We start from the raw sequence: 24,794 nt of genomic DNA, 5'->3' as shown, positions 1-24,794 counted from the left end.
GGGGGACGCAGCCGCGCGACCGCGGCTGATGATTCCGTGCAGCAGAGAGCGACGTTTCACGTGAAACACGATGCCCGGACGGAGTCTTCAGGCCCCTACGACACTCCGAAATCCATACCTATAGGGCCCAACACCGCAGAAATCGATGCCGAACCCCAGAGGACCCCGTCACATCAGCGGCGCCGGCGCGCCCGACTCACCCGGGCGGCCTTAGCCCGCTTGGCCGCAAACCTCACCCCACCGGGGCTTTCTCCGACCTCGACCCGCACCACCGTGGACAGGGGATCCACGACACCCTCACCGACGTGAAGCACCGAGGTCTTCACCACACCGAGCTTCGCCAGCGCGGTCTTCGCGCTCACCAGCTCCTCCTCGGCGGTATCACCCTTGAGCGCCAGCATCTCCCCGTACGGACGCAGCAGGGGCACGCCCCAGCCGGCCAGCCGGTCCAGCGGAGCCACCGCACGAGCCGTCACCACATGCACCGGCTGCACCTTGCCGAGGACCTCCTCGGCACGCCCGCGCATCACCGTGACGTGGTCCAGCCCCAGCAGCTCGACCGCCTCCTGGAGGAAGTTCGTCCGCCGGAGCAGCGGCTCCAGCAGCGTGATCTTCAGATCCCGGCGCACCAGAGCCAGCGGGATACCGGGCAGACCGGCCCCCGAACCCACATCGCACACGGTGACGCCCTGCGGCACCACCTCCGAAAGCACCGCGCAGTTCAGCAGGTGCCGCTCCCACAGCCGCGGCACCTCACGCGGCCCGATGAGGCCACGCTTGACTCCCGCGTCCGCCAGCAGCTCCGCATACCGCACAGCTTCCGGGAAAAACTCACCGAACACCGCACGCGCCTCTTCGGGCGCCGGGGGAAGCTCAGCTGCCTCCGTCACGGGGACCGTCCTTCCGTACCGCATGGTTTCTCACATGCCAGGCTGACAAAGATCGGCCCCGCCTGCGACACAGACGGGGCCGAAACACTCTCGCTACCGATCAGGCCGGGAGCACAACGACGAAGCGCTGCGGCTCCTCGCCCTCCGACTCGCTGCGCAGACCCGCGGCCGCCACGGCATCGTGGACGACCTTCCGCTCGAACGGCGTCATCGGGGCCAGCTTGAGCGGCTCACCGGACGCCTTCACGTCCGCCGCCGCCTTGGCGCCCAGCGCCGCCAGCTCCTCGCGCTTCTTCGCACGGAACCCGGCGATGTCCAGCATCAGCCGGCTGCGGTCCCCGGTCTCCCGGTGCACCGCGAGGCGGGTCAGCTCCTGCAGAGCCTCCAGAACCTCACCGTCACGGCCCACGAGCTTCTGCAGGTCGCGGCTGGCGGAGTCACTGACGATCGACACCGCGGCCCGGTCGGCCTCGACGTCCATGTCGATGTCCCCGTCCAGGTCGGCGATGTCCAGCAGACCCTCGAGGTAGTCGGCCGCGATCTCACCCTCCTGCTCGAGGCGGGTCAGGGTGTCGCCACCCTCAGCGGCGGCGGTGGTGGTGCCTTCCGTCACGGGAGGGACTCCTTCTTACTTCTTGGGAGAGGGCTTGTTGGGCGACTGGCGCTGCGACTTCGACTGCCGCTTCGGCTGCTGCCGCTTCGCGGCAGCGCTGCTCGCCGCGTCCGCATCCGAAGTGGCCTCGGAACTCTTGACCACAGAGCCGTCCGCCTGGGCGGCCATCCCCTGCTTGGTCAGAGCGGTGATGAACTTGCGCTCGTTGTCGTTGCGGTCCGGGCCCTTGGCCACGATCGCCGCGACGACCTTCTTCTTGGCCTTCCCCTTGACCGCACCGTGCGTGCTGATCTGCTTCAGCAGACGGGTCAGGTACTGGTCCTGCGCCTTGCTGCCCGGGGTCGGGTTCTGGTTGATCACGTACATCTGCTGACCCATGGTCCAGACGTTCGTGGTGAGCCAGTAGACGAGGACACCGACCGGGAAGTTGATGCCCATGACGGCGAAGATCAGCGGGAAGATGTACATCAGCATCTTCTGCTGCTGCATGAACGGCGTCTTGACCGACAGGTCGACGTTCTTCGCCATCAGCTGACGCTGGGTGTAGAACTGCGACAGCGACATCAGGACGATCATGACCGCGGTCACGATGCGCACATCGGTGATCGAGGCGCCCAGGGAAGCGACCTTCTCGGCGCTGTCCGTGAACTTGGCCGCCAGCGGAGCGCCGAAGATGTGCGCCTGCTGGGCGCTCTCCAGCAGCTGCTGGTTGATGACACCAATGGTCTTGCCGTTGGCGATGCTCGACAGAACGCTGTACAGGGCGAAGAAGAACGGGGACTGCGCCAGGATGGGAAGGCACGAGGAGAGCGGGTTGGTACCCGTCTCCTTGTACAGCTTCATCATCTCTTCGGACTGACGCTGCTTGTCGTTCTTGTAGCGCTCCTGGATCGCCTTCATCTTCGGCTGGAGCGCCTGCATGCCGCGCGTCGCCTTGATCTGCTTCACGAAGAGCGGGATCAGACAGATGCGGATCAAGATCACCAGGGAGACGATGGACAGGCCCCAGGCCGCCCCGCTGTCCGGTCCGAAGACCGCCCCGTACAGGCTGTGGAACTGGACGATGATCCACGAAACAGGTGTGGTGATAAAGCTGAACAGATTGGCAATCGTGTCCACTAATCAGGCTCCTTGAGCATTGCGAGATCTACGCAACGCACTGCGCAGCTGCTCGTGCCAACGCGGGCGTTTACGGGGTGGGACATGATCCACACCACCCGGGGACCACGGATTGCACCGCAGGATCCGCCAGGCGGTCAGAACCGTCCCCTTCACCGCACCATGCCGGTCGATGGCCGTGTACCCGTAGTGCGAACACGAGGGGTAATAGCGGCACACCGGCCCGAGCAGCGGACTGATCGTCCACTGGTACAGCTTGATCAAAGCGAGCAGCGGGTACTTCATCGAGCCACGCCTCCCAGAAGCCGCGCCAGAGCGGCATCCAGGTCCCGGGCGAGTTCGTCAGGGCCGGCATCACCCGCTCCGGGCAACGCTCGTACCACCACCAGGCTACCGGCGGGCAGCTGAGACAGCCGCTCCCGGACCAGATGGCGCAGACGCCGCTTCACCCGGTTACGTATGACGGCATTGCCGACAGCCTTGCTGACGACGAAACCCGCACGCGTCGAGGGATCGATCTCCCCCGGCCCGTGCGGGTCCGTTGCACCGCTTGTACGTAGGTGGACGACAAGGAGCGGGCGACCAGCCCGGCGTCCTCGGCGTACCGCGCTCGCGAAGTCCTCGCGCCGCCTCAGCCGATTTTCGGGAGACAGCACGACGTCACGACTTCCGCGTAATTACGCGGAAAGGGCGGCGCGGCCCTTGCTGCGACGGTTCGCCAGGATCGCGCGACCGGCACGGGTACGCATCCGGAGACGGAAGCCGTGGGTCTTGGCACGACGGCGGTTGTTCGGCTGGAAGGTGCGCTTGCTCACTCGGGGGCTCCAGAGAATGAATCGTTGTGGCGGGACATCGCCTGGCTGTCACCGTGCGCCCACGAGGAGAAACTCGCGTGTTCGCCCGAGTGGCACCGCTAAATGATCACAATCAGTGATCTTCGCCCATCGGTAGGCAGGCGGCAGCAGCCATCGACAACTCGACCTCGTTACGGTACGCGCGGCTACGCCATCCGGTCAAACCGAGCCGGCCAGGCCCCACACTGTGCACAGGCTGTGGACAACGACTTGAACCGTACCCGTAGGCCTGACTACCGTTGCCTGATCCCGGTTTTTTTGTCCCGACCGTCCCAAAGAACCACACATTCGTGGGACCCCTGTGAGAGAGCGTGCCCTGTGGCTGACGTACCTGCCGATCTTGCCGCAGTGTGGCCCAGGGTGCTCGAAAAGCTCCTCGGTGAGGGACAGCCGGGCATCGAGCCCAAGGACAAGCAGTGGGTCGAACGATGCCAGCCCCTGGCACTCGTCGCCGACACGGCCCTCCTCGCCGTCCCCAATGAATGGGGAAAGCGCGTCCTCGAAGGCCGGCTCGCCCCCCTGATCAGCGACGCGCTCAGCCGCGAGTGCGGCCGTCCCATCCGCATCGCCATCACCGTGGACGACTCCGCGGGCGAGCCCGCGCCCTCCGCCCCGCCCGCGGCCCAGCCCGGCGGCTACGAGCCCTACGGCGACCGGCGCCCCGGCGGCGGCCCTGGCAACGGCGACGACCAGCTCCCCACCGCCCGCCCCGCCTACCCGGACTACCAGCAGCCGCGCCCCGAGCCCGGCGCCTGGCCCCGCGGCGGTCAGCAGGACGACTACGGCTGGCAGCAGCCCCGCCTCGGCGGCTTCCCCGAGCGCGACCCGTACGCCTCCCCGCAGCCGGGCTACCTCCAGCAGCCCGAGCCGCCCGCCTACGACCAGGGCTCCTACGAACCCCAGGGTCAGTACGAGCAGTCCCCGTACGACCAGTCGAAGTACGAACAGCAGGGTTACGAACAGCAGAAGTACGAACCCCAGCAGTACGAGCAGCAGCAGTACGAGCAGCCGGCCCCCCGTCAGGCTCCCGGCCGGCCCGCGCCGCCGCCCGCCCCGTCCGGAGGCTCCACCTCGGGCCCGCTCGAACCGACCGCCCGGCTGAACCCCAAGTACCTCTTCGACACCTTCGTCATCGGCGCCTCCAACCGCTTCGCGCACGCCGCCGCGGTGGCCGTCGCCGAGGCGCCCGCGAAGGCGTACAACCCCCTCTTCATCTACGGGGAGTCGGGACTCGGCAAGACCCACCTGCTGCACGCCATCGGGCACTACGCGCGCAGCCTCTACCCGGGCACCCGCGTGCGCTACGTGAGCTCGGAGGAGTTCACCAACGAGTTCATCAACTCCATCCGCGACGGCAAGGGCGACGCCTTCCGCAAGCGGTACCGCGAGATGGACATCCTGCTCGTCGACGACATCCAGTTCCTCGCGAGCAAGGAGTCGACGCAGGAGGAGTTCTTCCACACCTTCAACACGCTCCACAACGCCAACAAGCAGATCGTGCTCTCCTCCGACCGGCCGCCCAAGCAGCTCGTCACCCTGGAGGACAGGCTCCGCAACCGCTTCGAGTGGGGCCTGATCACCGACGTCCAGCCGCCCGAGCTGGAGACCCGTATCGCGATCCTGCGCAAGAAGGCCGTCCAGGAGCAGCTCAACGCCCCGCCGGAGGTACTGGAGTTCATCGCCTCCCGTATCTCGCGCAACATCCGCGAGCTGGAGGGAGCGCTGATCCGGGTCACGGCCTTCGCGAGCCTGAACCGGCAGCCCGTCGACCTGGGTCTGACGGAGGACGTGCTGAAGAACCTGATCCCGGGCGGCGAGGACAGCGCGCCCGAGATCACCGCCACCGACATCATGGCGGCCACCGCGGACTACTTCGGGCTGACCGTGGAGGACCTGTGCGGCTCCTCGCGCAGCCGGGTGCTGGTCACCGCCCGCCAGATCGCCATGTACCTGTGCCGGGAGCTGACCGACCTGTCGCTGCCGAAGATCGGGGCCCAGTTCGGCGGCCGGGACCACACGACCGTCATGCACGCGGACCGCAAGATCCGGGCCCTGATGGCGGAGCGGCGCTCCATCTACAACCAGGTCACCGAGCTCACCAACCGCATCAAGAACGGCTGAGCCGGGGCCTCAGAGGGCTTCATCGGGCTCTTCAAACCCATCGAGAGGGCGCTCCCGGACCACAACGGGGGCGCCCTTCTTCGTTCGTGCGCCCCTGGCTTGTTCGAATACGCCCCCTGGGAGCCAACTCATCCACAGATTCGGCGACTTTCTTCCGTCCACACCCTGGGGACGCTCCCCATCACCCACAATCTGTCCACAGGGGTGCTGGTTGAGGCCCCATCAGGGCAGGTCAGGACCCTGTGGAATTGTGCGCAAGCCCCGTCCACAGGCTGTGGACAAGATTTTCATCCACAGGACTGTCCACCACGTTGTCCACCGTCGACCCACAGGTTCGCGGATCCTGTGCACAGGATCCGATGTCTTCTCCACACCGTTGTCCACTGTTCGGCAACGCGCCACCCCCTCTCACCACCCGGAGTGAAAGCCGTCACACGGATGTGGACGTTTGGCTTGTGGAGTACCGGGGGAAAGCTGGGGACACACCTGTGGAGTAGTCGGGGGTCCCTGGGGACAGCCTGTGCAGAAGTTTTCGTTCTCCACAGAGACACCGTGTTGTCCACCGGTGCCACCCACAGGCTGTGGGGATAAAAAACCAGCCTTGACCTGGGCAGACGAGGTTTTCCACCGTTTCCACAGGCCCTACTACTACCCCCATGGAGAGTTAGGCCGGTTTCGGTTTTCAAGCAGGTCCTGTGCACAACTCGGTGGGCAGGCCTCCCCGACACCTCGCTCCCGACTTGACCGCCGGCAGCAACGACTGTCGGCGCCGTACGTCAGACTGGTCCCCGGCATCGGTCGAGGCATCGACGACCGACGACGAAGGCCGGCAGACGAGCGAGCAACAGCAGGAGGCGGTTCCGGTGAAGATCCGGGTGGAGCGCGACGTACTCGCGGAGGCGGTGGCCTGGGCCGCACGCAGCCTCCCGGCCCGGCCGCCGGTCCCCGTCCTCGCGGGCCTGCTGCTCAAGGCCGAGGAGGGCACCCTGTCCCTCTCCGGCTTCGACTACGAGGTCTCGGCCCGTGTCTCCGTCGAGGCGGACGTGGAGGAGGACGGCACCGTCCTCGTCTCCGGCCGGCTCCTCGCCGACATCTGCCGCGCCCTCCCCAACCGGCCGGTGGAGATTTCCACAGACGGTGTACGGGCGACCGTGGTCTGCGGCTCCTCGCGATTCACACTCCACACCCTGCCTGTGGAGGAGTACCCGGCACTGCCGCAGATGCCGACCGCGACCGGCACCGTGCCCGGTGAGGTCTTCGCCTCCGCCGCCGCCCAGGTCGCCATCGCCGCCGGCCGTGACGACACGCTGCCCGTGCTGACCGGTGTCCGCATCGAGATCGAGGGCGACCGCGTCACCCTGGCCTCGACCGACCGCTACCGCTTCGCGGTCCGCGAGTTCCTGTGGAAGCCGGAGAACCCGGACGCCTCCGCCGTGGCCCTGGTGCCCGCGAAGACGCTCCTCGACACCGCCAAGTCGCTGACCAGCGGTGACACGGTCACCCTGGCGCTCTCCGGCTCGGGCGCGGGCGAGGGCCTCATCGGTTTCGAGGGCGCGGGCCGCCGCACCACCACCCGTCTCCTCGAAGGCGACCTGCCGAAGTACCGCACGCTGTTCCCGACGGAGTTCAACTCCATCGCCGTGATCGAGACCGCCCCGTTCGTCGAGGCCGTCAAGCGCGTGGCCCTGGTCGCCGAGCGCAACACCCCGGTCCGCCTGAGCTTCGAGCAGGGCGTGCTGATCCTGGAAGCCGGCTCCAGCGACGACGCACAGGCTGTGGAGCGCGTCGACGCCACGCTGGAGGGCGACGACATCTCGATCGCCTTCAACCCGACCTTCCTGCTGGACGGCCTGAGCGCGATCGACTCGCCGGCCGCGCAGCTGAGCTTCACCACGTCCACCAAGCCGGCGCTGCTCAGCGGCCGCCCGGCGGTCGACGCGGAAGCGGACGAGGCCTACAAGTACCTGATCATGCCGGTGCGTCTGTCCGGCTGACGCGCTCACGTCGGGCCCGGTCTCGCATCCGCGGGGCCGGGCCCGACGGCGTCCGCCCCCGTACGCGCCTCACGGCCGGGCCGGGGCCTGACCTCGTACGGAGCCCGCCGGAGCCGGTTCGTCCACCCGGGAGCGCCCGTGGGGCCGGGTGGCACGCCCCGGCGTAGGCTCGGATCCGGTGGGCGGCCCGCGCGTTCTGAGAACACGGTCGGGGCGCCCCGGCACAGACGGCCACAACGCTTAAGGAACCACCTGATGGAGCTTGGTCTCGTCGGTCTCGGCAAGATGGGCGGCAACATGCGCGAGCGCATCCGCCGCGCAGGCCACACCGTCATCGGATACGACCGCAACCCGGACCTCGCCGATGTCCACAGCCTGCGGGAACTTGTGGACAGCCTGCAGGCCCCCCGCGTCGTGTGGGTGATGGTCCCGGCAGGTGCGGCGACGCAGTCCACGATCGACGAGCTCGCGGAGCTGCTCTCGATCGGCGACATCGTGGTCGACGGCGGCAACTCCCGCTGGACCGACGACGAGAAGCACGCCAAGGAGCTGGCGGCCAAGGGCATCGGCTTCGTCGACTGCGGTGTCTCCGGCGGCGTCTGGGGCCTGGAGAACGGCTACGCGCTGATGTACGGCGGCGAGAAGGACCACGTCGCCCGGGTCCAGCCGGTCTTCGACGCCCTCAAGCCGGAGGGCGACTTCGGCGCCGTACACGCCGGCAAGGTGGGTGCGGGCCACTTCGCGAAGATGGTCCACAACGGCATCGAGTACGCCATGATGCAGGCCTACGCCGAGGGCTGGGAGCTGCTGGAGAAGGTGGACTCGGTCACCGACGTCCGCGAGGTCTTCCGTTCCTGGCAGGAGGGCACGGTCATCCGTTCCTGGCTGCTCGACCTGGCCGTGAACGCCCTGGACGAGGACGAGCACCTGGAGCGGCTCAAGGGCTTCGCGCAGGACTCGGGCGAGGGACGCTGGACGGTGGAGGCGGCGATCGACAACGCCGTGCCGCTGCCCGCGATCACGGCCTCGCTGTTCGCGCGGTTCGCGTCGCGTCAGGACGACTCCCCGCAGATGAAGATGATCGCCGCGCTGCGCAACCAGTTCGGCGGCCACGCGGTCGAGAAGAAGTAGCTCCACCGCTCCACCACAGCAGCACAGAGCAGAGCAGCAGGAAGCCGGGGGAGGTCGGCGCCGTATGCATGTTTCGCATCTCTCGTTGGCCGACTTCCGCTCGTACGCCCGGGCCGAGGTTCCCCTCGACCCGGGCGTCACGGCTTTCGTGGGCCCCAACGGCCAGGGCAAGACGAACCTGGTCGAGGCGATCGGCTACCTGGCGACGCTGGGCAGCCACCGGGTCGCCTCGGACGCCCCGCTCGTGCGGATGGGGGCGGACCGGGCGATCGTCCGTGCCGCCGTCGTCCAGGGCGAGCGGCAGCAGCTGGTGGAGCTGGAGCTGAATCCGGGGCGGGCTAACCGGGCCCGGATCAACCGGTCCTCGCAGGTCAGGCCGCGTGACGTGCTGGGGATCGTACGGACGGTGCTGTTCGCGCCGGAGGACCTGGCGCTGGTGAAGGGCGATCCGGGGGAGCGCCGCCGGTTCCTGGACGACCTCGTCACGGCGCGCTCGCCGCGGATGGCGGGTGTCCGTTCGGACTACGAGCGGGTGCTCAAGCAGCGCAACACCCTGCTGAAGTCGGCGGCGATGGCCCGTCGGCACGGGGGCCGGTCGATGGACCTGTCGACCCTCGACGTGTGGGACCAGCACCTGGCGCGGGCGGGTGCGGAGCTGCTGGCGCAGCGGCTGGACCTGATCGGGACGCTGCTGCCGCTCGCGGACAAGGCGTACGAGCAGCTCGCGCCCGGCGGTGGTCCGCTGGGGCTGGCGTACAAGTCGTCGGCGGGCGAGGCCGTGGACAGTGGTGCGGCGCGGACCCGTGAGGCGTTGTACGAGGTGCTGCTGGCGGCGCTGGGCGAGGTGCGCAAGCAGGAGATCGAGCGTGGGGTGACCCTGGTGGGGCCGCACCGCGACGATCTCGTGCTGCGGCTGAAGGAGCTGCCGGCGAAGGGGTACGCGAGTCACGGGGAGTCGTGGTCGTACGCGCTGGCGCTGCGGCTGGCCTCCTACGAGCTGCTGCGCTCGGAGGGTGCGGAGCCGGTGCTGATCCTGGACGACGTGTTCGCGGAGCTGGACGCGCGGCGCCGGGAGCGGCTGGCGGAGCTGGTGGCCGGGGGCGAGCAGGTACTGGTGACCGCGGCCGTGGACGATGACGTTCCGGGTGTGCTGGTGGGAGCGCGGTTCGGGGTGTCCGGCGGTGAGGTGACCCGGCTGTGAGCGGTACGAGGGGTACGGGCGGTTCGGACGGCGAGCGGGCTTCGGAGCCCCGTCGGGCGGCGGAGCCCTCCGGGGTGGATCTGGCGCGGCAGGCGCTGGCGGCGGCGCGGGAGCAGGCGCGGGCTCGGGGGAACGCGGCGGGCGGGAAGAAGCGGCAGCAGGGTCCGGGGCTGCGTTCGGGGGCGCGTGCGGACGGCCGGGATCCGATGCCGTTGATGGCGGCGCTGGACCGGCTGCGCACGGAGCGCGGGTGGGAGATGCCGATGGCGGTGGCGGGCGTGATGGAGCGCTGGCCGGAGATCGTCGGTCCGGAGATCGCGGCGCACTGTGAACCGGAGCGGTACGAGGACCGTGAACTGGTCGTGCGGTGTGATTCCTCGGCGTGGGCGGCGCAGCTGAAGTTGTTGGCGCCGCAGTTGGTCGCGCGGTTGAACGCGGATCTGGGGCAGGGGACGGTGCGGGTGCTTCTCGTGCGGGGGCCTGGGGGGCGGCCCAAGCGGCACGGGCCGTGGCGGGCGCCGGGGAGCACCGGTCCGGGGGACACCTACGGGTAGGCCCCGGCGGCCGGGCCCGGTCGGGCTCGGCCCCGGGTGGGGTGAGCCCGGCTTCGCCGGGACCCGGGGCTCCGCCCCGGACCCGCGCCTCAACGCCGGCGGGGCTGGAAGTGTCCCCGGCGGGGCTGGATGTGTCCTGGTGGGCTGGATGCGTTCCGGAGGGGCGGGTTTACGCCTGGTTGAGGTGGGCTTTGCCCTTGGATGGGGCCGGATCGGGCGCGTGGTGCGGGTGGTGTCCCTCACGGTAGTGGGAGGTTGACAGGCCGAAGCGCTGGATGCCCGCGTGAGCCTCTTTGAGCCCCGTCCCGGATATGGGGAGTCGGAGAGTGGCGGTTCAGGGCGGCACATGCGGACTCAGGTACCGGCAAACCCCCATTCATGTCCGTGGTACCGGTAGACTGGAGGAGAATCCCGCCCGATTCGCGGGGGGACACCCGACAACGCAGACAACGCAGATCGACGCGGCCGCTCCTCCGGCGCACACGCTGGTCCGGAGTACGGGCTGCGCTGTGCCAGAGAGGGCGCTTCGTGGCCGATTCCGGCGACTCCAACGAGAAGAATTACGACGCCAGTGCGATCCAGGTCCTCGAGGGCCTGGACGCGGTCCGCAAGCGGCCGGGTATGTACATCGGCTCGACGGGTGAGCGTGGTCTGCACCACCTCGTCTACGAGGTCGTCGACAACTCGGTCGACGAGGCGCTGGCCGGGCACGCGGACACCATCGACGTGACGATCCTCGCCGACGGCGGGGTGCGCGTGGTCGACAACGGTCGCGGTATCCCCGTGGGCATCGTTCCGTCCGAGGGCAAGCCGGCCGTCGAGGTCGTCCTGACGGTCCTGCACGCGGGTGGCAAGTTCGGCGGCGGCGGCTACGCCGTCTCCGGCGGTCTGCACGGTGTCGGCGTGTCCGTCGTGAACGCGCTGTCGACCAAGGTCGCGGTCGAGGTCAAGACCGACGGGTACCGCTGGACCCAGGACTACAAGCTGGGCGTCCCGACGGCGCCGCTGGCCAAGCACGAGGAGACCGACGAGCACGGCACGTCGGTGACGTTCTGGGCCGACGGCGACATCTTCGAGACCACCGAGTACTCCTTCGAGACGCTGTCGCGGCGCTTCCAGGAGATGGCCTTCCTCAACAAGGGCCTGACCCTGACGCTGACCGACGAGCGCGAGTCGGCGAAGGCGACGGCGGGCGCCGACGACCCGGACGCGGACACGGCAGAGCCCAAGGCGCGCACGGTCAAGTACTACTACGAGGGCGGCATCGTCGACTTCGTGAAGTACCTGAACTCGCGCAAGGGCGAGCTGATCCACCCGACGGTCATCGACGTCGAGGCCGAGGACAAGGAGCGGATGCTCTCGGTCGAGATCGCGATGCAGTGGAACTCGCAGTACACGGAGGGCGTGTACTCCTTCGCGAACACGATCCACACGCATGAGGGCGGTACGCACGAGGAGGGCTTCCGTGCGGCGCTGACGGGTCTGGTCAACCGCTACGCGCGTGACAAGAAGCTGCTGCGCGAGAAGGACGACAACCTTGCCGGCGAGGACATCCGCGAGGGTCTGACGGCGATCATCTCGGTGAAGCTGGGCGAGCCCCAGTTCGAGGGCCAGACGAAGACGAAGCTGGGCAACACGGAGGCGAAGACCTTCGTGCAGAAGGTCGTCCACGAGCACCTGAACGACTGGTTCGACCGGAACCCGGTCGAGGCGGCGGACATCGTGCGCAAGGCCATCCAGGCGGCCACGGCGCGCGTGGCGGCCCGCAAGGCGCGCGACCTGACGCGCCGCAAGGGTCTGCTGGAGTCGGCGTCGCTGCCGGGCAAGCTGTCGGACTGCCAGTCGAACGACCCGACCAAGTGCGAGATCTTCATCGTCGAGGGTGACTCCGCCGGCGGCTCCGCGAAGTCGGGCCGCAACCCGATGTACCAGGCCATCCTGCCGATCCGCGGCAAGATCCTGAACGTCGAGAAGGCGCGTATCGACAAGATCCTCCAGAACACCGAGGTCCAGGCGCTGATCAGCGCTTTCGGCACCGGTGTGCACGAGGACTTCGACATCGAGAAGCTCCGGTATCACAAGATCATCCTGATGGCGGACGCCGACGTCGACGGCCAGCACATCAACACCCTGCTGCTGACGTTCCTGTTCCGCTTCATGCGGCCGCTGGTCGAGGCGGGTCACGTGTACCTGTCCCGCCCGCCGCTTTACAAGATCAAGTGGGGTCGTGACGACTTCGAGTACGCGTACTCGGACCGTGAGCGCGACGCGCTGGTCGAACTCGGCAAGCAGAACGGCAAGCGGATCAAGGAAGACTCGATCCAGCGCTTCAAGGGTCTGGGCGAGATGAACGCCGAGGAGCTGCGCGTCACCACCATGGACGTGGACCACCGCGTGCTCGGCCAGGTCACGCTGGACGACGCGGCGCAGGCCGACGACCTGTTCTCGGTGCTGATGGGTGAGGACGTCGAGGCGCGACGGTCCTTCATCCAGCGCAACGCCAAGGACGTCCGCTTCCTCGACATCTGAGTCGGTCTCTGCTGACCGCCTGAAAGGATCTTTGACCAGCGATGGCCGACGAAAACACTCCCACCGCCGAGAACACCGAAGAGGAGCAGCCGCAGCTGCGGATCGAGCCCGTCGGGCTCGAGACGGAGATGCAGCGCTCCTACCTCGACTACGCGATGTCCGTCATCGTCTCGCGTGCGCTGCCCGACGTGCGGGACGGTCTCAAGCCCGTCCACCGTCGTGTGCTGTACGCGATGTACGACGGCGGCTACCGGCCCGAGAAGGGCTTCTACAAGTGCGCCCGCGTCGTCGGTGACGTCATGGGCACGTACCACCCGCACGGTGACTCCTCGATCTACGACGCCCTGGTCCGTCTGGCCCAGCCGTGGTCGATGCGGATGCCGCTGGTGGACTCCAACGGCAACTTCGGCTCTCCGGGCAACGACCCGGCGGCCGCGATGCGCTACACCGAGTGCAAGCTGATGCCGCTGGCCATGGAGATGCTCCGGGACATCGACGAGGAGACCGTCGACTTCCAGGACAACTACGACGGCCGCAACCAGGAGCCGACGGTCCTGCCGGCGCGCATCCCGAACCTGCTGGTGAACGGCTCCGCCGGTATCGCCGTGGGTATGGCGACGAACATTCCGCCGCACAACCTGCGCGAGGTCGCGGCCGGCGCCCAGTGGGCGCTGGAGCACCCGGACGCCTCGCACGAGGAGCTCCAGGACGCGCTCATCGAGCGCATCAAGGGCCCGGACTTCCCGACCGGCGCGCTGGTCGTGGGTCGCAAGGGCATCGAGGAGGCGTACCGGACCGGCCGCGGCTCGATCACGATGCGCGCGGTGGTCGAGGTCGAGGAGATCCAGAACCGCCAGTGCCTGGTGGTCACGGAGCTCCCGTACCAGACCAACCCCGACAACCTGGCGCAGAAGATCGCCGACCTGGTGAAGGACGGGAAGATCGGCGGCATCGCCGACGTCCGTGACGAGACCTCGTCGCGGACGGGTCAGCGCCTGGTGATCGTGCTCAAGCGCGATGCCGTGGCGAAGGTCGTGCTGAACAACCTGTACAAGCACACCGACCTGCAGACGAACTTCGGCGCGAACATGCTGGCGCTGGTGGACGGCGTGCCGCGCACGCTGTCGATCGACGCGTTCATCCGGCACTGGGTGCAGCACCAGATCGAGGTCATCGTCCGGCGTACGCGGTTCCGCCTGCGCAAGGCGGAGGAGCGCGCGCACATCCTGCGCGGTCTGCTGAAGGCGCTGGACGCGATCGACGAGGTCATCGCGCTGATCCGGCGCAGCAACACGGTCGAGATCGCGCGCGAGGGCCTGATGGGTCTGCTGGAGATCGACGAGATCCAGGCGAACGCGATCCTGGAGATGCAGCTCCGCCGCCTCGCGGCCCTGGAGCGGCAGAAGATCGTCGCGGAGCACGACGAGCTCCAGGCCAAGATCAACGAGTACAACGCGATCCTGGCCTCGGAGGAGCGCCAGCGTTCGATCGTGAGCGAGGAACTGGCGGCGATCGTCGAGAAGTTCGGCGACGACCGTCGGTCCAAGCTGGTGCCCTTCGACGGTGACATGTCCATCGAGGACCTGATCGCCGAGGAGGACATCGTCGTCACGATCACGCACGGCGGTTACGTCAAGCGGACCAAGACCGAGGACTACCGGTCGCAGAAGCGCGGCGGCAAGGGCGTGCGCGGCACGAAGCTGAAGCAGGACGACCTGGTCGACCACTTCTTCGTGTCCACGACCCACCACTGGCTGCTGTTCTTCACGAACAAGGGCCGGGTCTACCGGTCCAAGGCGTACGAGCTCCCGGACGCGGGTCGTGACGCGCGCGGGCAGCACGTGGCGAACCTGCTGGCCTTCCAGCCGGACGAGAAGATCGCGCAGATCCTCGCGATCCGCGACTACGAGGCGGCGCCTTACCTGATCCTGGCCACGAAGGCCGGCCTGGTGAAGAAGACGGCGCTCAAGGACTACGACTCGCCCCGTTCGGGTGGTGTGATCGCGATCAACCTCCGGGAGACCGGGGACGGTAGCGACGACGAGCTGATCGGCGCCGAGCTGGTGTCGGCCGAGGACGATCTGCTGCTGATCAGCAAGAAGGCGCAGTCGATCCGCTTCACGGCGACCGACGACGCGCTGCGTCCGATGGGCCGTGCGACGTCGGGCGTGAAGGGCATGAGTTTCCGCGAGGGTGACGAACTGCTCTCCATGAGCGTGGTCCGGCCCGGTACGTTCGTCTTCACCGCGACCGACGGCGGCTATGCCAAGCGGACGCCGGTCGACGAGTACCGCGTCCAGGGTCGCGGCGGTCTGGGCATCAAGGCCGCGAAGATCGTGGAGGACCGCGGGTCCCTCGTCGGCGCGCTCGTGGTGGACGAAAGCGACGAAATCCTTGCAATCACCCTCAGCGGTGGTGTGATTCGTACGCGCGTCAACGAAGTCAGGGAGACCGGCCGTGACACGATGGGCGTCCAGCTGATCAACCTGGGCAAGAAGGATGCCGTGGTGGGCATCGCTCGTAACGCCGAAGCGGGCCAGGAGGCCGACGAGGTGGACGAGACCGAGACCGACGACACTGGGACCGACGTGGCCGAAGGACAGGCCGCGGAGGCCGCCGAAGGCACGCAGCCTTCGGTCGGGGAGCACGAGGAGTAAGTCGTGAGTGGAGCCACGGGCGCCGGACCGGCCAAGACTGGAGCGAACGGTGCCCGTGGCCCCGCCGCGGACTCCCAGGGGGGAACCGTGACGGACACCCGAGAACCGAAGCCGGCCGCCGGCGACGGTCCCGCGCAGCCGCCGTACCAGCCGCCGCAGGCCTACACGGCCCCCCAGGGCCCCGGCGCGCCGCGGACCGGCGAGGGGCCCTCCGCGCAGCGCAAGCCGCGCACAGGGGTCCGTACGGCCCCCAGGACGCGCAAGGCGCGCCTGCGGGTGGCCAAGGCCGACCCGTGGTCGGTGATGAAGGTCAGTTTCCTGCTGTCGATCGCGCTGGGCGTCTGCACGATCGTGGCCGCCGTGGTGCTGTGGATGGTCATGGACGCCATGGGCGTCTTCTCGACCGTCGGCGGCACGATCAGCGAGGCGACCGGTTCGAACGAGAGCAACGGATTCGACCTCCAGTCGTTCCTGTCGCTGCCGCGCGTGCTGATCTTCACGTCGGTGATCGCGGTCATCGACGTGGTGCTGGCGACGGCGCTGGCGACGCTCGGCGCGTTCATCTACAACCTGTCGGCGGGCTTCGTCGGCGGTGTGGAGCTGACGCTCGCCGAGGACGAGTGACCTGCGCAGACGCTGCGTGAGAACCGATTTTGGAGCTACCGCGTCTGTGCGCTAATCTTCAGGAGTCAGCGCGCGGCGCGGTAAGCGCAGCGAAGGCGGATGGGGCTATAGCTCAGTTGGTTAGAGCGCATCCCTGATAAGGATGAGGCCACAGGTTCAAATCCTGTTAGCCCCACAGTGTCGAAGACCCCCAGGCCCAAGGCCTGGGGGTCTTCTTCGTTGGGCCGATTGGTGGGCCGGCAGGTCACCGAACGGTATCGGTCCGTGTGTATTGTTGGGCGTCAGGAAGTCCCCTACGTCAACGAAAGACGAGGTCGCGCGGTGAAGAAGCTGCTCCTGGTCGCACTGGCCGCCATCGGCGGGCTCCTCGTGTACCGCCAGATCCAGGCGGACCGCGCCGAGCAGGACCTGTGGACGGAGGCAACCGACTCCGTGCCCTCTGGTTCCGGTGTGTGAGACCGAAGGCTGATCCCATGAAGCCCCGGCTGCCGCTGCGGCCGGGGCTTTGTGCTGTTCTGTGACGAAAACTTACGTTATGCAAAGATTTCGCTTGCGCTAGCAAAATCGGGGTGGACGTGGTGGGTCGGGTGCGGACGACGGCGTTGGCGGCGGCCCTGGGACTGGTGTCGGCGGCGGCCCTGCCGGCGGCGGCCCTCGCGGCCCCGGTGCCCGCGGCCCCGGTGCCCCAGCCGCTGCAGGCCTACCGCCCCGCCGACGACGCGAAGCCCGTCGAGGGCAAGCCCTCCACGGCCGACGCCCCGCAGCTGCAGGCGGGGAGCACCTACGCGGACAGGATCGCTCCGGGGGATCGCGTCTACCGGCTCGTCCTCGAACAGGACCAGTCGAACGTGTACGTCTCCGCCGTGGTGCGGCCCGACGCCGGAGCCAAGGTCTCCTACGGCGACGGCATCCAGGTGGAGATCATGACCACCGCCGGACGGTCCTGCCCGGACTCCTCGGGCCGCGCCGGCTTCGGCTACGACCCGGTGCCGATCAGCGCCGTCGGCGTGCGGTGGGGCGCGGAGGACCTCGACTGCGCGGCGGGCGGCGTCTACTACGTGAAGGTCACCCGCACCTCGGCCAAGGGCTCCGACCCGCGCGAGTGGCCGCTCGAACTGCGCGTGCAGCGCGAGCCCGGCCGCGCCCCCGGCGGCCCCACGGCCGCACCCAGCGCCTGGCCCTCGGGGCCCGCGCCCCTGCCCGGCACCGAGGCCGTGGGGCGCGGCGGCGGCACCGGCTTCAACGACGCCCGGGCGCTGGGCGCCGGGGTGTGGCGTGACGAGCTGCGGGCGGGGCAGACCCGCTGGTACCGGGTGCCGCTGGACTGGGGGCAGCAGTTGGGCCTGGGCGCCGAGCTGTCCGCGGCCACGATGACCAAGCCGTCCGGCTCGGCCTCGGGCGGGCTCGTCGTCTCGCTCTACAGCCCCTTCCGGGGACTGGTCTCCGAGAAGGACACCTCCTACGACGGCAAGCAGGCCGGGGTCACCCTGGGGAAGACCCCGCCCGTGGCCTACGAGAACCGCTTCTCCAACGACAAGGACGTGGAGCACGCGTCGATCGCCGGCTGGTACTACGTCGCGGTCACCATGGGCGCGAAGGCCGCGGAGTTCACCGCGGACGGGACGACGGTGCCGCTGACGCTGCGCGTGGACGTCGCCGGAACCCCGGGCAAGGCGCCCGCGTACAAGGAGGAACCGGCCGCGGGCGGTTTCGGGGTCGGGGCGTCGGACCGTGAGGCCGCCAAGGCGGGACTGACCGCCCCGGAGGCCGCGGAGGCCGCCGACAACGCCTCGGTGATGCGGGTCGTGGCGGGGGCCGGCTTCGGGACCGGGACGGTGCTGCTGCTGGTGCTGGGCGGCTGGACCCTGCTCGGGCGGCGGGGCCGCGGCACTACATCTGCGTGAGCGCCCAGACGCCGGCCGCGAAGCAGAGCAGCGCGGCGGCGAGCAGGGCGGCGACGGCCTTCGGGGGTGGCGGGGCGATACCGGTCCGGCGCGGCGCCGGGGCCGGGGCCGGGGCGACCGGTGGCGCGAGGTGGAATCCGCCCGTCTGGGAGGGGCCGTACGGGGTTGCCTGCGCGGGGAGTTGCGGTGGGGTGGGCGCGTACTCGTACGGGGACCCGGGCGCGGGCCCGAAGCCGGCGGAGGGTCCGGCGCCCGTCGCGGGCTCCTGCACGGGGCGGGCCGGGTAGGGGGTCGCGGGTACCGGGGCCGGGGGCGTCGCCGGGCCACGAGGGTCGGCGGGAGCGGGCCCCGGGGCCGGCAAGGGCGCGGCATGGGCGGGGCCGGAGGCGGCCGGCGGGGTTGCGGCGGCCGTGTCGGAGGCGGAGGCGATCGGTGGGGCTGCGGCCGTCGTGCCGGAGGCGGTCGGTGGGGGAGGGGCCGCGGCGCCGGGCATGCCCACGGTCGGCGACTCGGGGGTGACCGCGGCGGTGGTGTGCGGGCCGTCGGGGCCGAAACCGGCGGGGAGCGGCCCGAGTTGGTCGAAGACCTCCACCGGATCCTCGTCCGGGGCGGGCGGCGGGAGGAGCTCCACCGCCTCGGCGAGGGCCTTGCGGGCCCCCGTGGCGGTCTTGAACCGGCTCTGCGGGTCGGGCCGCAGCAGCGCGGCGAGGACGTCCCACAGCGGTGCGGGGACGCCTTCGGGGGCGTCGGGCGTCCCGTGGGCGAGGAAGTGCTCCACCAGGGCCCGGGAGTCGGGTTTGCGGCCCAGCATCAGGTACAGCCCGACCAGGCCGACGGCGAACAGGTCGGCGGGGAAGTCGGGTTCCGCGCCGAGGAGTTGTTCGGGGGCGAAGTAACCGGGCGTGCCGACCACGTAGTCGGTCTCGGTGAGCCGCGGCTCGCCCTTGCGCATGGAGATGCCGAAGTCGGACAGCCGCAGGTGCGGCCGCCCGGTTCCGGTGGCCTCCATCAGGATGTTGGCCGGTTTGATGTCGCGGTGCACGACGCCCTCCGCGTGCACCGCCGCCAGGCCCGACAGGAGCTGGTCGAGCAGCACGGACACGAAGCGGGGCGGCAGGGGCCCGTAGTCGCCGATCACGTGGGCGAGGGAGCCTCCGGCGACCAGGTCCATCGTGAACAGGACCTTGTCGTCGTCGGCCGCCCAGCTGGCCGGGGCGAGGACGTGCGGGTGATCGATGCGCAGGGCCTGCTCCCGCACGAACCGCAGCAGGGTGTGGGCGTCGCTCTGCAGGAGCACCTTCGCGGCGACGTACCGGCGACGGCGGTGGTCCCAGGCCCGCCAGACGGCACCCGCGGCACCGCGTCCGATCGGATCGATCAGCTCGTACCGGCCGGCGAAGATCTCACCCATCGCTGCGCCCGTCCCCCGTCACCCGTTGTCCCCCGCCCGCCCGCCCGCCCGCCCGCCCGGCCGGCCGTCCGCCCGGCTGTCCGCCCGCCCGGCTGTCCGACCGCCCGGCTGTCCGACCGTCAGTTCTGGTGCGCCTCGTAGTGGGCGACCGCGTCGGCGGTACGGCCCGCTCCGTACACCCGGAGGAACTCTGCCAGTTCCGGATGGCTGGGGGCCAGGGAGTCCGCCGCGTCGATGATGTCGCCGGCCGCGGAGACCGAACGCAGCAGCGACTGGATCTCGCGGACGACCCGCTTGACGGTGGGAGCGCCCGAACTGGTGGGCGTCTGGCCGCTGTTGCTGAGGACGGAACCCCCCTGGGTCTTCTTGATCTCGTCCATCCGGTCGGTCGCCTCCACGGCGCTGACGCTTCCGTCGGCCACCTGGCCGGCGAGATCCTGGAGTGCCTGGACGCGCTGCACGACGGCAGGGTTGCCGATCTTGGCGCGCTGGCCGCTCATCAGCTGGGACAGCATGGGTGCCGACAGTCCGAGCACCGCAGCGAGACGCGCCTGGTTCAAGCCGAGGTCATCTATGAGCCGGCGGAAGAGCGCGCCGAGCGGCTCCCCGTACCAACTGCGCTGAAGCTCCCTGGCTCTGGCCGTGGCCTCTTGCTGAACAGCGTCCACTCTTACTACTCCCCTTCGCTGGTGCGAACCTCGCGAGCATCTTACGGAGAGTGGTCGCGGGGCGGGAGTCCCTATCATTTTGCGAGATGAGGGGGTACACCCGGTACTCTGTTCTGCGGAACGACCCCCTTTTTTCGGGGGACAGGTGCGTCCAGTTCCGAGGGGCCTTAGCTCAGTTGGTAGAGCGCTGCCTTTGCAAGGCAGATGTCAGGAGTTCGAATCTCCTAGGCTCCACAGCAAGAGACCTCCCCGACCTGCGGAAACGCGGTCGGGGAGGTCTTTTTTCGTTGTGCCGGGCTCGTGTCAGCGCCCCGGGACGAGCTCGATCCAGTAGCGGAGCTTGGGGCCGATCAGGGTTTCGCGGAGGTCTTCCAGGACCCCGCCGTTCGCCTCGATCGTGCGTACGGACGCGGTGTTGTCCGGGTCGCAGGTCAGCAGGACCCGGTCCAGGCCCAGCAGTCGCGCCTCGTACAGGACCTCGCCCAGCGCCCAGCCGGCCAGCCCCCGGCGGCGTGCGGAGGGGCGGATGCCGTAGCCGATGTGGCCGCCCGCGTCGAGGAGGAACGCGTTGAGGTGGTGCCGGAGGTCGATGGCGCCCAGGTAGGTGTCGCCCTCGGCGATCCACCGGTACGTGGCGTGGACACGGCCCTGCTCGACGGGGGCCGTGCGGTCGGACTGGCGGTGCAGCTTCTCCACCCAGGCCGCGAACCCCTCGGAGCTCTCCACGTCGTCGTCGGAACCGAGGCCGGCCCCGTCCATGTGGGCGTCCGGGCCCCACTCCTCCTGCGCGTCGAGCCAGGAGGCGTGCAGACGGGTGGTGGGGGTGACGAGTTCGGGCATGCTCCGGACGATAACCCCGGTCGATGTTTCACGTGAAACATCGACCGGGGTCGGCCGGGCCGCGGCTGCGATCCGGAAGAGGCGGCCTAGCGCCGGGAGGCGCCACCCGCGCGGAGGAGGGTCACGGCCAGGACGATGCCGGCCAGGAGGAGTGCGGCGCCGATGCCGAACGCCAGGTGGTAGCCGCCCGTGAGGGCCTCGGCCGGTGAACTGCCGCTCCCGGTGAGGGACTCCGTGCGGGAGGCCGCGAGGGTCGAGAGGACGGCCACGCCCAGGGCCATCCCGATCTGCTGGGTGGTGTTGAACAGTCCCGAGGCGAGCCCGGCGTCGGCCTCGTCGGCGCCGGACATGCCCAGTGTGGTGAGCGCCGGCAGCGCCAGACCGATGCCGGAGACCAGCAGCATTACCGGCAGCAGGTCGGTGACGTAGTCGGCGTGCACCGGCAATCGGGTCAGCAGCCCCAGGGCCGCGACGAGCAGGCCGAGGCCGGACACCAACACGTTGCGCTCGCCGAAGCGGGCGTTCAGCCGGGCGGAGACACCGAGGGAGACCGCGCCGATCAGCAGGGCGGCGGGAAGCATCGCCAGGCCGGTGGCGGCGGCCCCGTACCCCTGCACCTTCTGGAGGTAGAGCGCGACCAGGATCTGGAAGGAGAACAGGGCGGCCACCAGCATCATCTGCACCAGGTTCGCGCCGGTCACCGTGCGGGAACGGAAGATCCGCAGCGGTACCAGCGGGGTGCGGGCCTTCGCCTGGCGCAGGGTGAAGCCGGTCAGCAGGGCCAGGGAGAGCGCCCCGAGGCCGAGGGTGCGCGCGGAGGTCCAGCCGTACTGCTCCACCTTGACCACCGTGTAGATGCCGAGCATCAGCCCGCCGGTGATCAGGAGCGCTCCCAGTACGTCGGCGCCCGCGCCGAGTCCCGGGCCCCGGCCGCCGGGCAGGGCCGGCAGTGCCAGCAGCAGGGCGGCCAGCCCGATGGGCAGGTTGATGAAGAAGATCCAGTGCCAGTCGAGGGCCTCGGTGAGCACACCGCCGAGTACCTGGCCGAGCGAGGCACCGGCCGCGCCGGTGAAGGAGAACACGGCGATCGCCCTGGCCCGCTCCCGGGTTTCGGTGAACAGGGTGATCAGGATGCCGAGGCTGACGGCGGAGGCCATCGCACTGCCGACCCCCTGGAGGAAGCGTGCGGCTATGAGGACGGTGGAGGAGCCGGCGAAACCGGCGAGCACCGATGCGCCGGTGAAGACGGCGGTCCCGGCCAGGAACATCCTCTTGCGGCCGATCAGGTCGCCGAGGCGTCCGGCGAGCAGCAGCAGGCTCCCGAAGGCGATCAGGTAGGCGTTCACGACCCAGCTGAGACCCGCGGGGGAGAAGCCCAGGTCGTTCTGGATGGCGGGCATGGCCACGGTGACGATGCTGCCGTCGAGGACCGTCATCAGCATGGCCGTCGAGAGCACGGCCAGGGCGGTCCAGCGGGAGCGCAGCCCGTGCGGCCCGCCCGTGGGCGCGGGGGGCGTGTCGGGAAGAGCGGAGGTGAGCGCGGCAGGCATCGGACTCTCCAGTCATGGGGCGGCAGTGGCCGCAGGTGCGGTGCGGCAGCTGGTGTGACCGTACCAGATGGTTTTGTTGCAGACTATTTTCTTCGGATCGAATCGCTACAGTGGATCCATGACAGCCATGGCACCCACCCGGCCCGAGCCCGACCTCTCCTTCCTCCTGGACCACGCCGGCCATGTCCTGCGCACCCGCATGGCGGCCGCCCTCGGCGAGATCGGTCTCACCGCGCGCATGCACTGCGTCCTGGTCCACGCCCTGGAGGAGGAGCGCACCCAGATCCAGCTCGCCGAGATCGGCGACATGGACAAGACGACGATGGTCGTCACCGTGGACGCCCTGGAGAAGGCCGGACTCGCCGAGCGCCGCCCCTCCGCCAAGGACCGCCGGGCCCGCATCATCGCCGTCACCGACGAAGGCGCGGCCGTCGCCGTACGGAGCCAGCGCATCGTCGACCAGGTCCACGCCGACGCCCTCGCCGACCTCGCCGAAGCCGACCGCGCCGCCCTCCTGCGCGTCCTCGGCCTGCTCGTCGAAGGCGACCTCGCCACCCCCTCCGAGACCCCCCGCCCCGCCCGCCGCGCCCGCCAGTGACGACGGTCCCCCGAACGGCCCAGTCACACGGCCGCCCGCCGCCCCGTGACGGACAGTGGGGGAAGGCACCGAGCCGAGGGGGGCAACACCCACGCCGGAGGCGTACAGACATGGGACTCTTCGACTTCCTGAAGTCCGACAAGAAGAAGCACGACGAGGCCGCCGAGAAGGCGAAGGGGCAGGGCGAGCACCGGATGGAGAGCCAGGCGGCCGACGCCGCCTCGGCCACCCGGGCCGCCGCCGAGCGCATGGCCGCCGCCGCTCCCCCCAAGCCGGCTCCTCCCAAGCCCGCGCCCCCCAAGCCCGCGGCCCCGACCCCGGGGTCGGCCGCGCACAAGGCCGTGCCCGTCGCACCCGGCCCCACCCCCATGCCGCCGAAGCCCATGGCCGCGGGCGCCGTGCCGGGCGCCCCGCACACCCCGACCCCGATGTCCGCCGCGCACAAGGCCGTCCCCGCGGCGCCGGCGTCCAAGCCGCCGGCCGCGGCCAAGAAGCGCACCTACACCGTCCAGGCCGGCGACTCGCTCTCCGCGATCGCCCGCCGCGAGCTGGGCAACGAGGCCCGCTGGCGCGAGCTCTACGCGATGAACAGGGGCGTCATCGGCGCCAACCCCGACCTCATCCGCCCGGGCCAGATCCTCACCCTCCCCAGTTGAGGGCGCGGCCGACGAAACGGGCGAGGGGCCCGGATCCCATCGGATCCGGGCCCCTCGCCCGTGCGCTGCGGTCCGTCAGGTCTGCTCGTCGTCGAAGGACGACCCCGCCTCGCGCTCCTTCTCCGCCAACTCGTCGTCGAAGCTCGCCGGTTCGGCGTCGCTCGCCGACAGCTCCGTCGCCGCCGGCGGTTCGACGAGCCAGTCCGGGTTCGCCTGCTGGTCCCACCACTTCCACGCCGCGAAGGCGCCGATCGCGACCACACCGGCGATCACGAAGCCCTTGACCCACTTGCCCGCACACGCCCGGCGCTCGTGGCGCCGCACCAGCTGCTGCACCTCCTTGGCCGACACCTGACCGCGCAACGCCGCCAGGGCCGCCACCGACCGCGAAGCCGCCTCCTCGGCCACCGGGGTGGCCGCCGCGATCGCGCTCTCGATGCGAGGCTGCGTGTAATCGGCGGCCTGGCGAGCCGCCAGCCGCGTCTGCTCGACGGCCCTCGTCGCGGCCCGGTCGACGTTCGGCGGCACGTGCGTGCGCGCGGCCCTGATCCGGGGCTGCACGTGGCATTCGTACGTCGCGCGCGCCTGCCGCGCGGCCTCCTGGGCGGCGGTTGACACCTTCGGCGCCAGGAACTCATTCGTTTCGTGCGCGTACTGCACCGCCGCGTCCCTGGCGGATCCGGCATACGGCGCCACTGCTTCCGCCGCGTACTTCACGGCTTCCCTGGCATGCTCGGCGGCCAGGTGCATGTCCTTGCGGGTCACTGGAACCTCCTCCTCGGCGGTGGACACAGCTCACCTTTCCACCCTTTACCGGATCATGCCTGGCATAAGGCCTCCCGGCATGCGCGACAGGGCATACGGGTGGAGGATTTCTGTG

General features: G+C 69.7%; 23 protein-coding genes and 2 tRNA genes. 14 read left to right on the top strand and 11 right to left on the bottom strand.

The genetic code is table 11. The features are described from left to right. Positions 1 to 173 precede the first annotated feature (173 nt). The 6 genes from rsmG to rpmH all read right to left on the bottom strand — a co-directional run bounded on the left by rsmG (position 174) and on the right by rpmH (position 3,437). On the bottom strand, positions 174 to 914 hold the full coding sequence (rsmG, locus tag ACFYZL_RS15705) for a 16S rRNA (guanine(527)-N(7))-methyltransferase RsmG (RefSeq protein ID WP_384580225.1): 741 nt from the start codon (positions 912 to 914) through the stop codon (positions 174 to 176). A gap of 76 nt (positions 915 to 990) precedes the next feature. Beyond that, positions 991 to 1,503 carry a R3H domain-containing nucleic acid-binding protein gene (locus ACFYZL_RS15700; protein ID WP_365164382.1) on the bottom strand — a complete coding sequence of 171 codons (513 nt, stop codon included), beginning with the start codon at positions 1,501 to 1,503 and terminating at the stop codon, positions 991 to 993. A gap of 15 nt (positions 1,504 to 1,518) precedes the next feature. After that, a complete protein-coding gene (gene yidC, locus ACFYZL_RS15695) occupies positions 1,519 to 2,622 on the bottom strand; it encodes a membrane protein insertase YidC (RefSeq protein WP_384747864.1) in 1,104 nt (367 codons plus the stop codon). Between the two features lie 3 nt (positions 2,623 to 2,625). After that, positions 2,626 to 2,907 (bottom strand): membrane protein insertion efficiency factor YidD, encoded by a 282-nt coding sequence (gene yidD / locus ACFYZL_RS15690; RefSeq protein WP_075970728.1) that lies wholly within the window; start codon positions 2,905 to 2,907, stop codon positions 2,626 to 2,628. Further along, the gene (gene rnpA / locus ACFYZL_RS15685) at positions 2,904 to 3,278 is read right to left on the bottom strand and encodes a ribonuclease P protein component (protein ID WP_376657827.1); all 375 of its coding nucleotides are present in this window, start codon (positions 3,276 to 3,278) and stop codon (positions 2,904 to 2,906) included. Before rnpA ends, yidD begins: the two co-directional genes overlap by 4 nt. A 21-nt stretch (positions 3,279 to 3,299) precedes the next feature. After that, the gene (rpmH, locus tag ACFYZL_RS15680; protein WP_018547628.1) at positions 3,300 to 3,437 is read right to left on the bottom strand and encodes a 50S ribosomal protein L34; all 138 of its coding nucleotides are present in this window, start codon (positions 3,435 to 3,437) and stop codon (positions 3,300 to 3,302) included. A 357-nt stretch (positions 3,438 to 3,794) separates the two neighbouring features. Here rpmH and dnaA point away from each other — a divergent pair, with 357 nt between their 5' ends. The 11 genes from dnaA to ACFYZL_RS15625 all read left to right on the top strand — a co-directional run bounded on the left by dnaA (position 3,795) and on the right by ACFYZL_RS15625 (position 18,191). Further along, positions 3,795 to 5,597, top strand: coding sequence for a chromosomal replication initiator protein DnaA (dnaA, locus tag ACFYZL_RS15675; protein WP_384747868.1), 1,803 nt, complete (start codon positions 3,795 to 3,797; stop codon positions 5,595 to 5,597). Between the two features lie 863 nt (positions 5,598 to 6,460). Continuing rightward, positions 6,461 to 7,591 (top strand): DNA polymerase III subunit beta, encoded by a 1,131-nt coding sequence (gene dnaN / locus ACFYZL_RS15670; protein ID WP_384580231.1) that lies wholly within the window; start codon positions 6,461 to 6,463, stop codon positions 7,589 to 7,591. A gap of 255 nt (positions 7,592 to 7,846) precedes the next feature. Beyond that, positions 7,847 to 8,722: a phosphogluconate dehydrogenase (NAD(+)-dependent, decarboxylating) gene (gene gnd / locus ACFYZL_RS15665; protein ID WP_384747871.1), complete on the top strand. Its 876-nt coding sequence runs from the start codon at positions 7,847 to 7,849 to the stop codon at positions 8,720 to 8,722. 64 nt (positions 8,723 to 8,786) lie between these two features. Then, positions 8,787 to 9,923: a DNA replication/repair protein RecF gene (recF, locus tag ACFYZL_RS15660; RefSeq protein ID WP_384747874.1), complete on the top strand. Its 1,137-nt coding sequence runs from the start codon at positions 8,787 to 8,789 to the stop codon at positions 9,921 to 9,923. Next, a complete protein-coding gene (locus ACFYZL_RS15655; RefSeq protein ID WP_384747877.1) occupies positions 9,920 to 10,477 on the top strand; it encodes a DUF721 domain-containing protein in 558 nt (185 codons plus the stop codon). Before recF ends, ACFYZL_RS15655 begins: the two co-directional genes overlap by 4 nt. A gap of 507 nt (positions 10,478 to 10,984) precedes the next feature. Next, on the top strand, positions 10,985 to 13,006 hold the full coding sequence (gene gyrB / locus ACFYZL_RS15650) for a DNA topoisomerase (ATP-hydrolyzing) subunit B (RefSeq protein WP_384747905.1): 2,022 nt from the start codon (positions 10,985 to 10,987) through the stop codon (positions 13,004 to 13,006). 41 nt (positions 13,007 to 13,047) lie between these two features. Then, positions 13,048 to 15,663, top strand: coding sequence for a DNA gyrase subunit A (gyrA, locus tag ACFYZL_RS15645; protein WP_388679320.1), 2,616 nt, complete (start codon positions 13,048 to 13,050; stop codon positions 15,661 to 15,663). 3 nt (positions 15,664 to 15,666) lie between these two features. Then, positions 15,667 to 16,287: a DUF3566 domain-containing protein gene (locus ACFYZL_RS15640; protein WP_384747883.1), complete on the top strand. Its 621-nt coding sequence runs from the start codon at positions 15,667 to 15,669 to the stop codon at positions 16,285 to 16,287. Positions 16,288 to 16,388: 101 nt separating this feature from the next. Continuing rightward, positions 16,389 to 16,462: transfer RNA gene (locus ACFYZL_RS15635), tRNA-Ile, on the top strand. A gap of 146 nt (positions 16,463 to 16,608) precedes the next feature. Next, positions 16,609 to 16,743, top strand: coding sequence for a DLW-39 family protein (locus ACFYZL_RS15630; RefSeq protein WP_208809277.1), 135 nt, complete (start codon positions 16,609 to 16,611; stop codon positions 16,741 to 16,743). A gap of 113 nt (positions 16,744 to 16,856) precedes the next feature. Further along, positions 16,857 to 18,191 (top strand): hypothetical protein, encoded by a 1,335-nt coding sequence (locus ACFYZL_RS15625; protein WP_388679317.1) that lies wholly within the window; start codon positions 16,857 to 16,859, stop codon positions 18,189 to 18,191. On the opposite strand, the gene ACFYZL_RS15620 is transcribed toward ACFYZL_RS15625, so the two are convergent. Together ACFYZL_RS15620 and ACFYZL_RS15615 are read right to left on the bottom strand one after the other, a co-directional pair. Further along, a complete protein-coding gene (locus tag ACFYZL_RS15620) occupies positions 18,178 to 19,602 on the bottom strand; it encodes a serine/threonine-protein kinase (RefSeq protein WP_388679314.1) in 1,425 nt (474 codons plus the stop codon). The two genes, ACFYZL_RS15625 and ACFYZL_RS15620, sit on opposite strands and share 14 nt — an antisense overlap. A 119-nt stretch (positions 19,603 to 19,721) precedes the next feature. After that, on the bottom strand, positions 19,722 to 20,270 hold the full coding sequence (locus tag ACFYZL_RS15615) for a helix-turn-helix domain-containing protein (RefSeq protein ID WP_376657837.1): 549 nt from the start codon (positions 20,268 to 20,270) through the stop codon (positions 19,722 to 19,724). A gap of 161 nt (positions 20,271 to 20,431) precedes the next feature. On the opposite strand from ACFYZL_RS15615, the gene ACFYZL_RS15610 reads away from it, so the two are divergent. Next, a tRNA-Ala gene (locus ACFYZL_RS15610) sits at positions 20,432 to 20,504 on the top strand. Between the two features lie 69 nt (positions 20,505 to 20,573). Here ACFYZL_RS15610 and ACFYZL_RS15605 read toward each other — a convergent pair. Continuing rightward, positions 20,574 to 21,110, bottom strand: a complete 537-nt coding sequence (locus ACFYZL_RS15605; RefSeq protein ID WP_388679311.1) for a GNAT family N-acetyltransferase — start codon at positions 21,108 to 21,110, stop codon at positions 20,574 to 20,576. Positions 21,111 to 21,196: 86 nt separating this feature from the next. After that, a complete protein-coding gene (locus tag ACFYZL_RS15600) occupies positions 21,197 to 22,660 on the bottom strand; it encodes an MFS transporter (RefSeq protein WP_384747896.1) in 1,464 nt (487 codons plus the stop codon). A gap of 118 nt (positions 22,661 to 22,778) precedes the next feature. Here ACFYZL_RS15600 and ACFYZL_RS15595 point away from each other — a divergent pair, with 118 nt between their 5' ends. Beyond that, the gene (locus tag ACFYZL_RS15595; RefSeq protein WP_384747899.1) at positions 22,779 to 23,258 is read left to right on the top strand and encodes a MarR family winged helix-turn-helix transcriptional regulator; all 480 of its coding nucleotides are present in this window, start codon (positions 22,779 to 22,781) and stop codon (positions 23,256 to 23,258) included. A 110-nt stretch (positions 23,259 to 23,368) separates the two neighbouring features. Then, entirely contained in the window at positions 23,369 to 23,914 is a 546-nt protein-coding gene (locus ACFYZL_RS15590) for a LysM peptidoglycan-binding domain-containing protein (protein ID WP_384747902.1), read from the top strand. Positions 23,915 to 23,989: 75 nt separating this feature from the next. Here the strand turns inward: ACFYZL_RS15590 and ACFYZL_RS15585 are convergent, their stop codons facing one another. Then, positions 23,990 to 24,679: a DUF5324 family protein gene (locus ACFYZL_RS15585; RefSeq protein WP_388679307.1), complete on the bottom strand. Its 690-nt coding sequence runs from the start codon at positions 24,677 to 24,679 to the stop codon at positions 23,990 to 23,992. Between the last annotated feature and the right edge of the window lie 115 nt (positions 24,680 to 24,794).

This window comes from Streptomyces sp. NPDC001717 (genome assembly GCF_042892775.1).
GTDB lineage: Bacteria > Actinomycetota > Actinomycetes > Streptomycetales > Streptomycetaceae > Streptomyces.
This window is presented reverse-complemented; position numbering and strand designations above follow the sequence as displayed.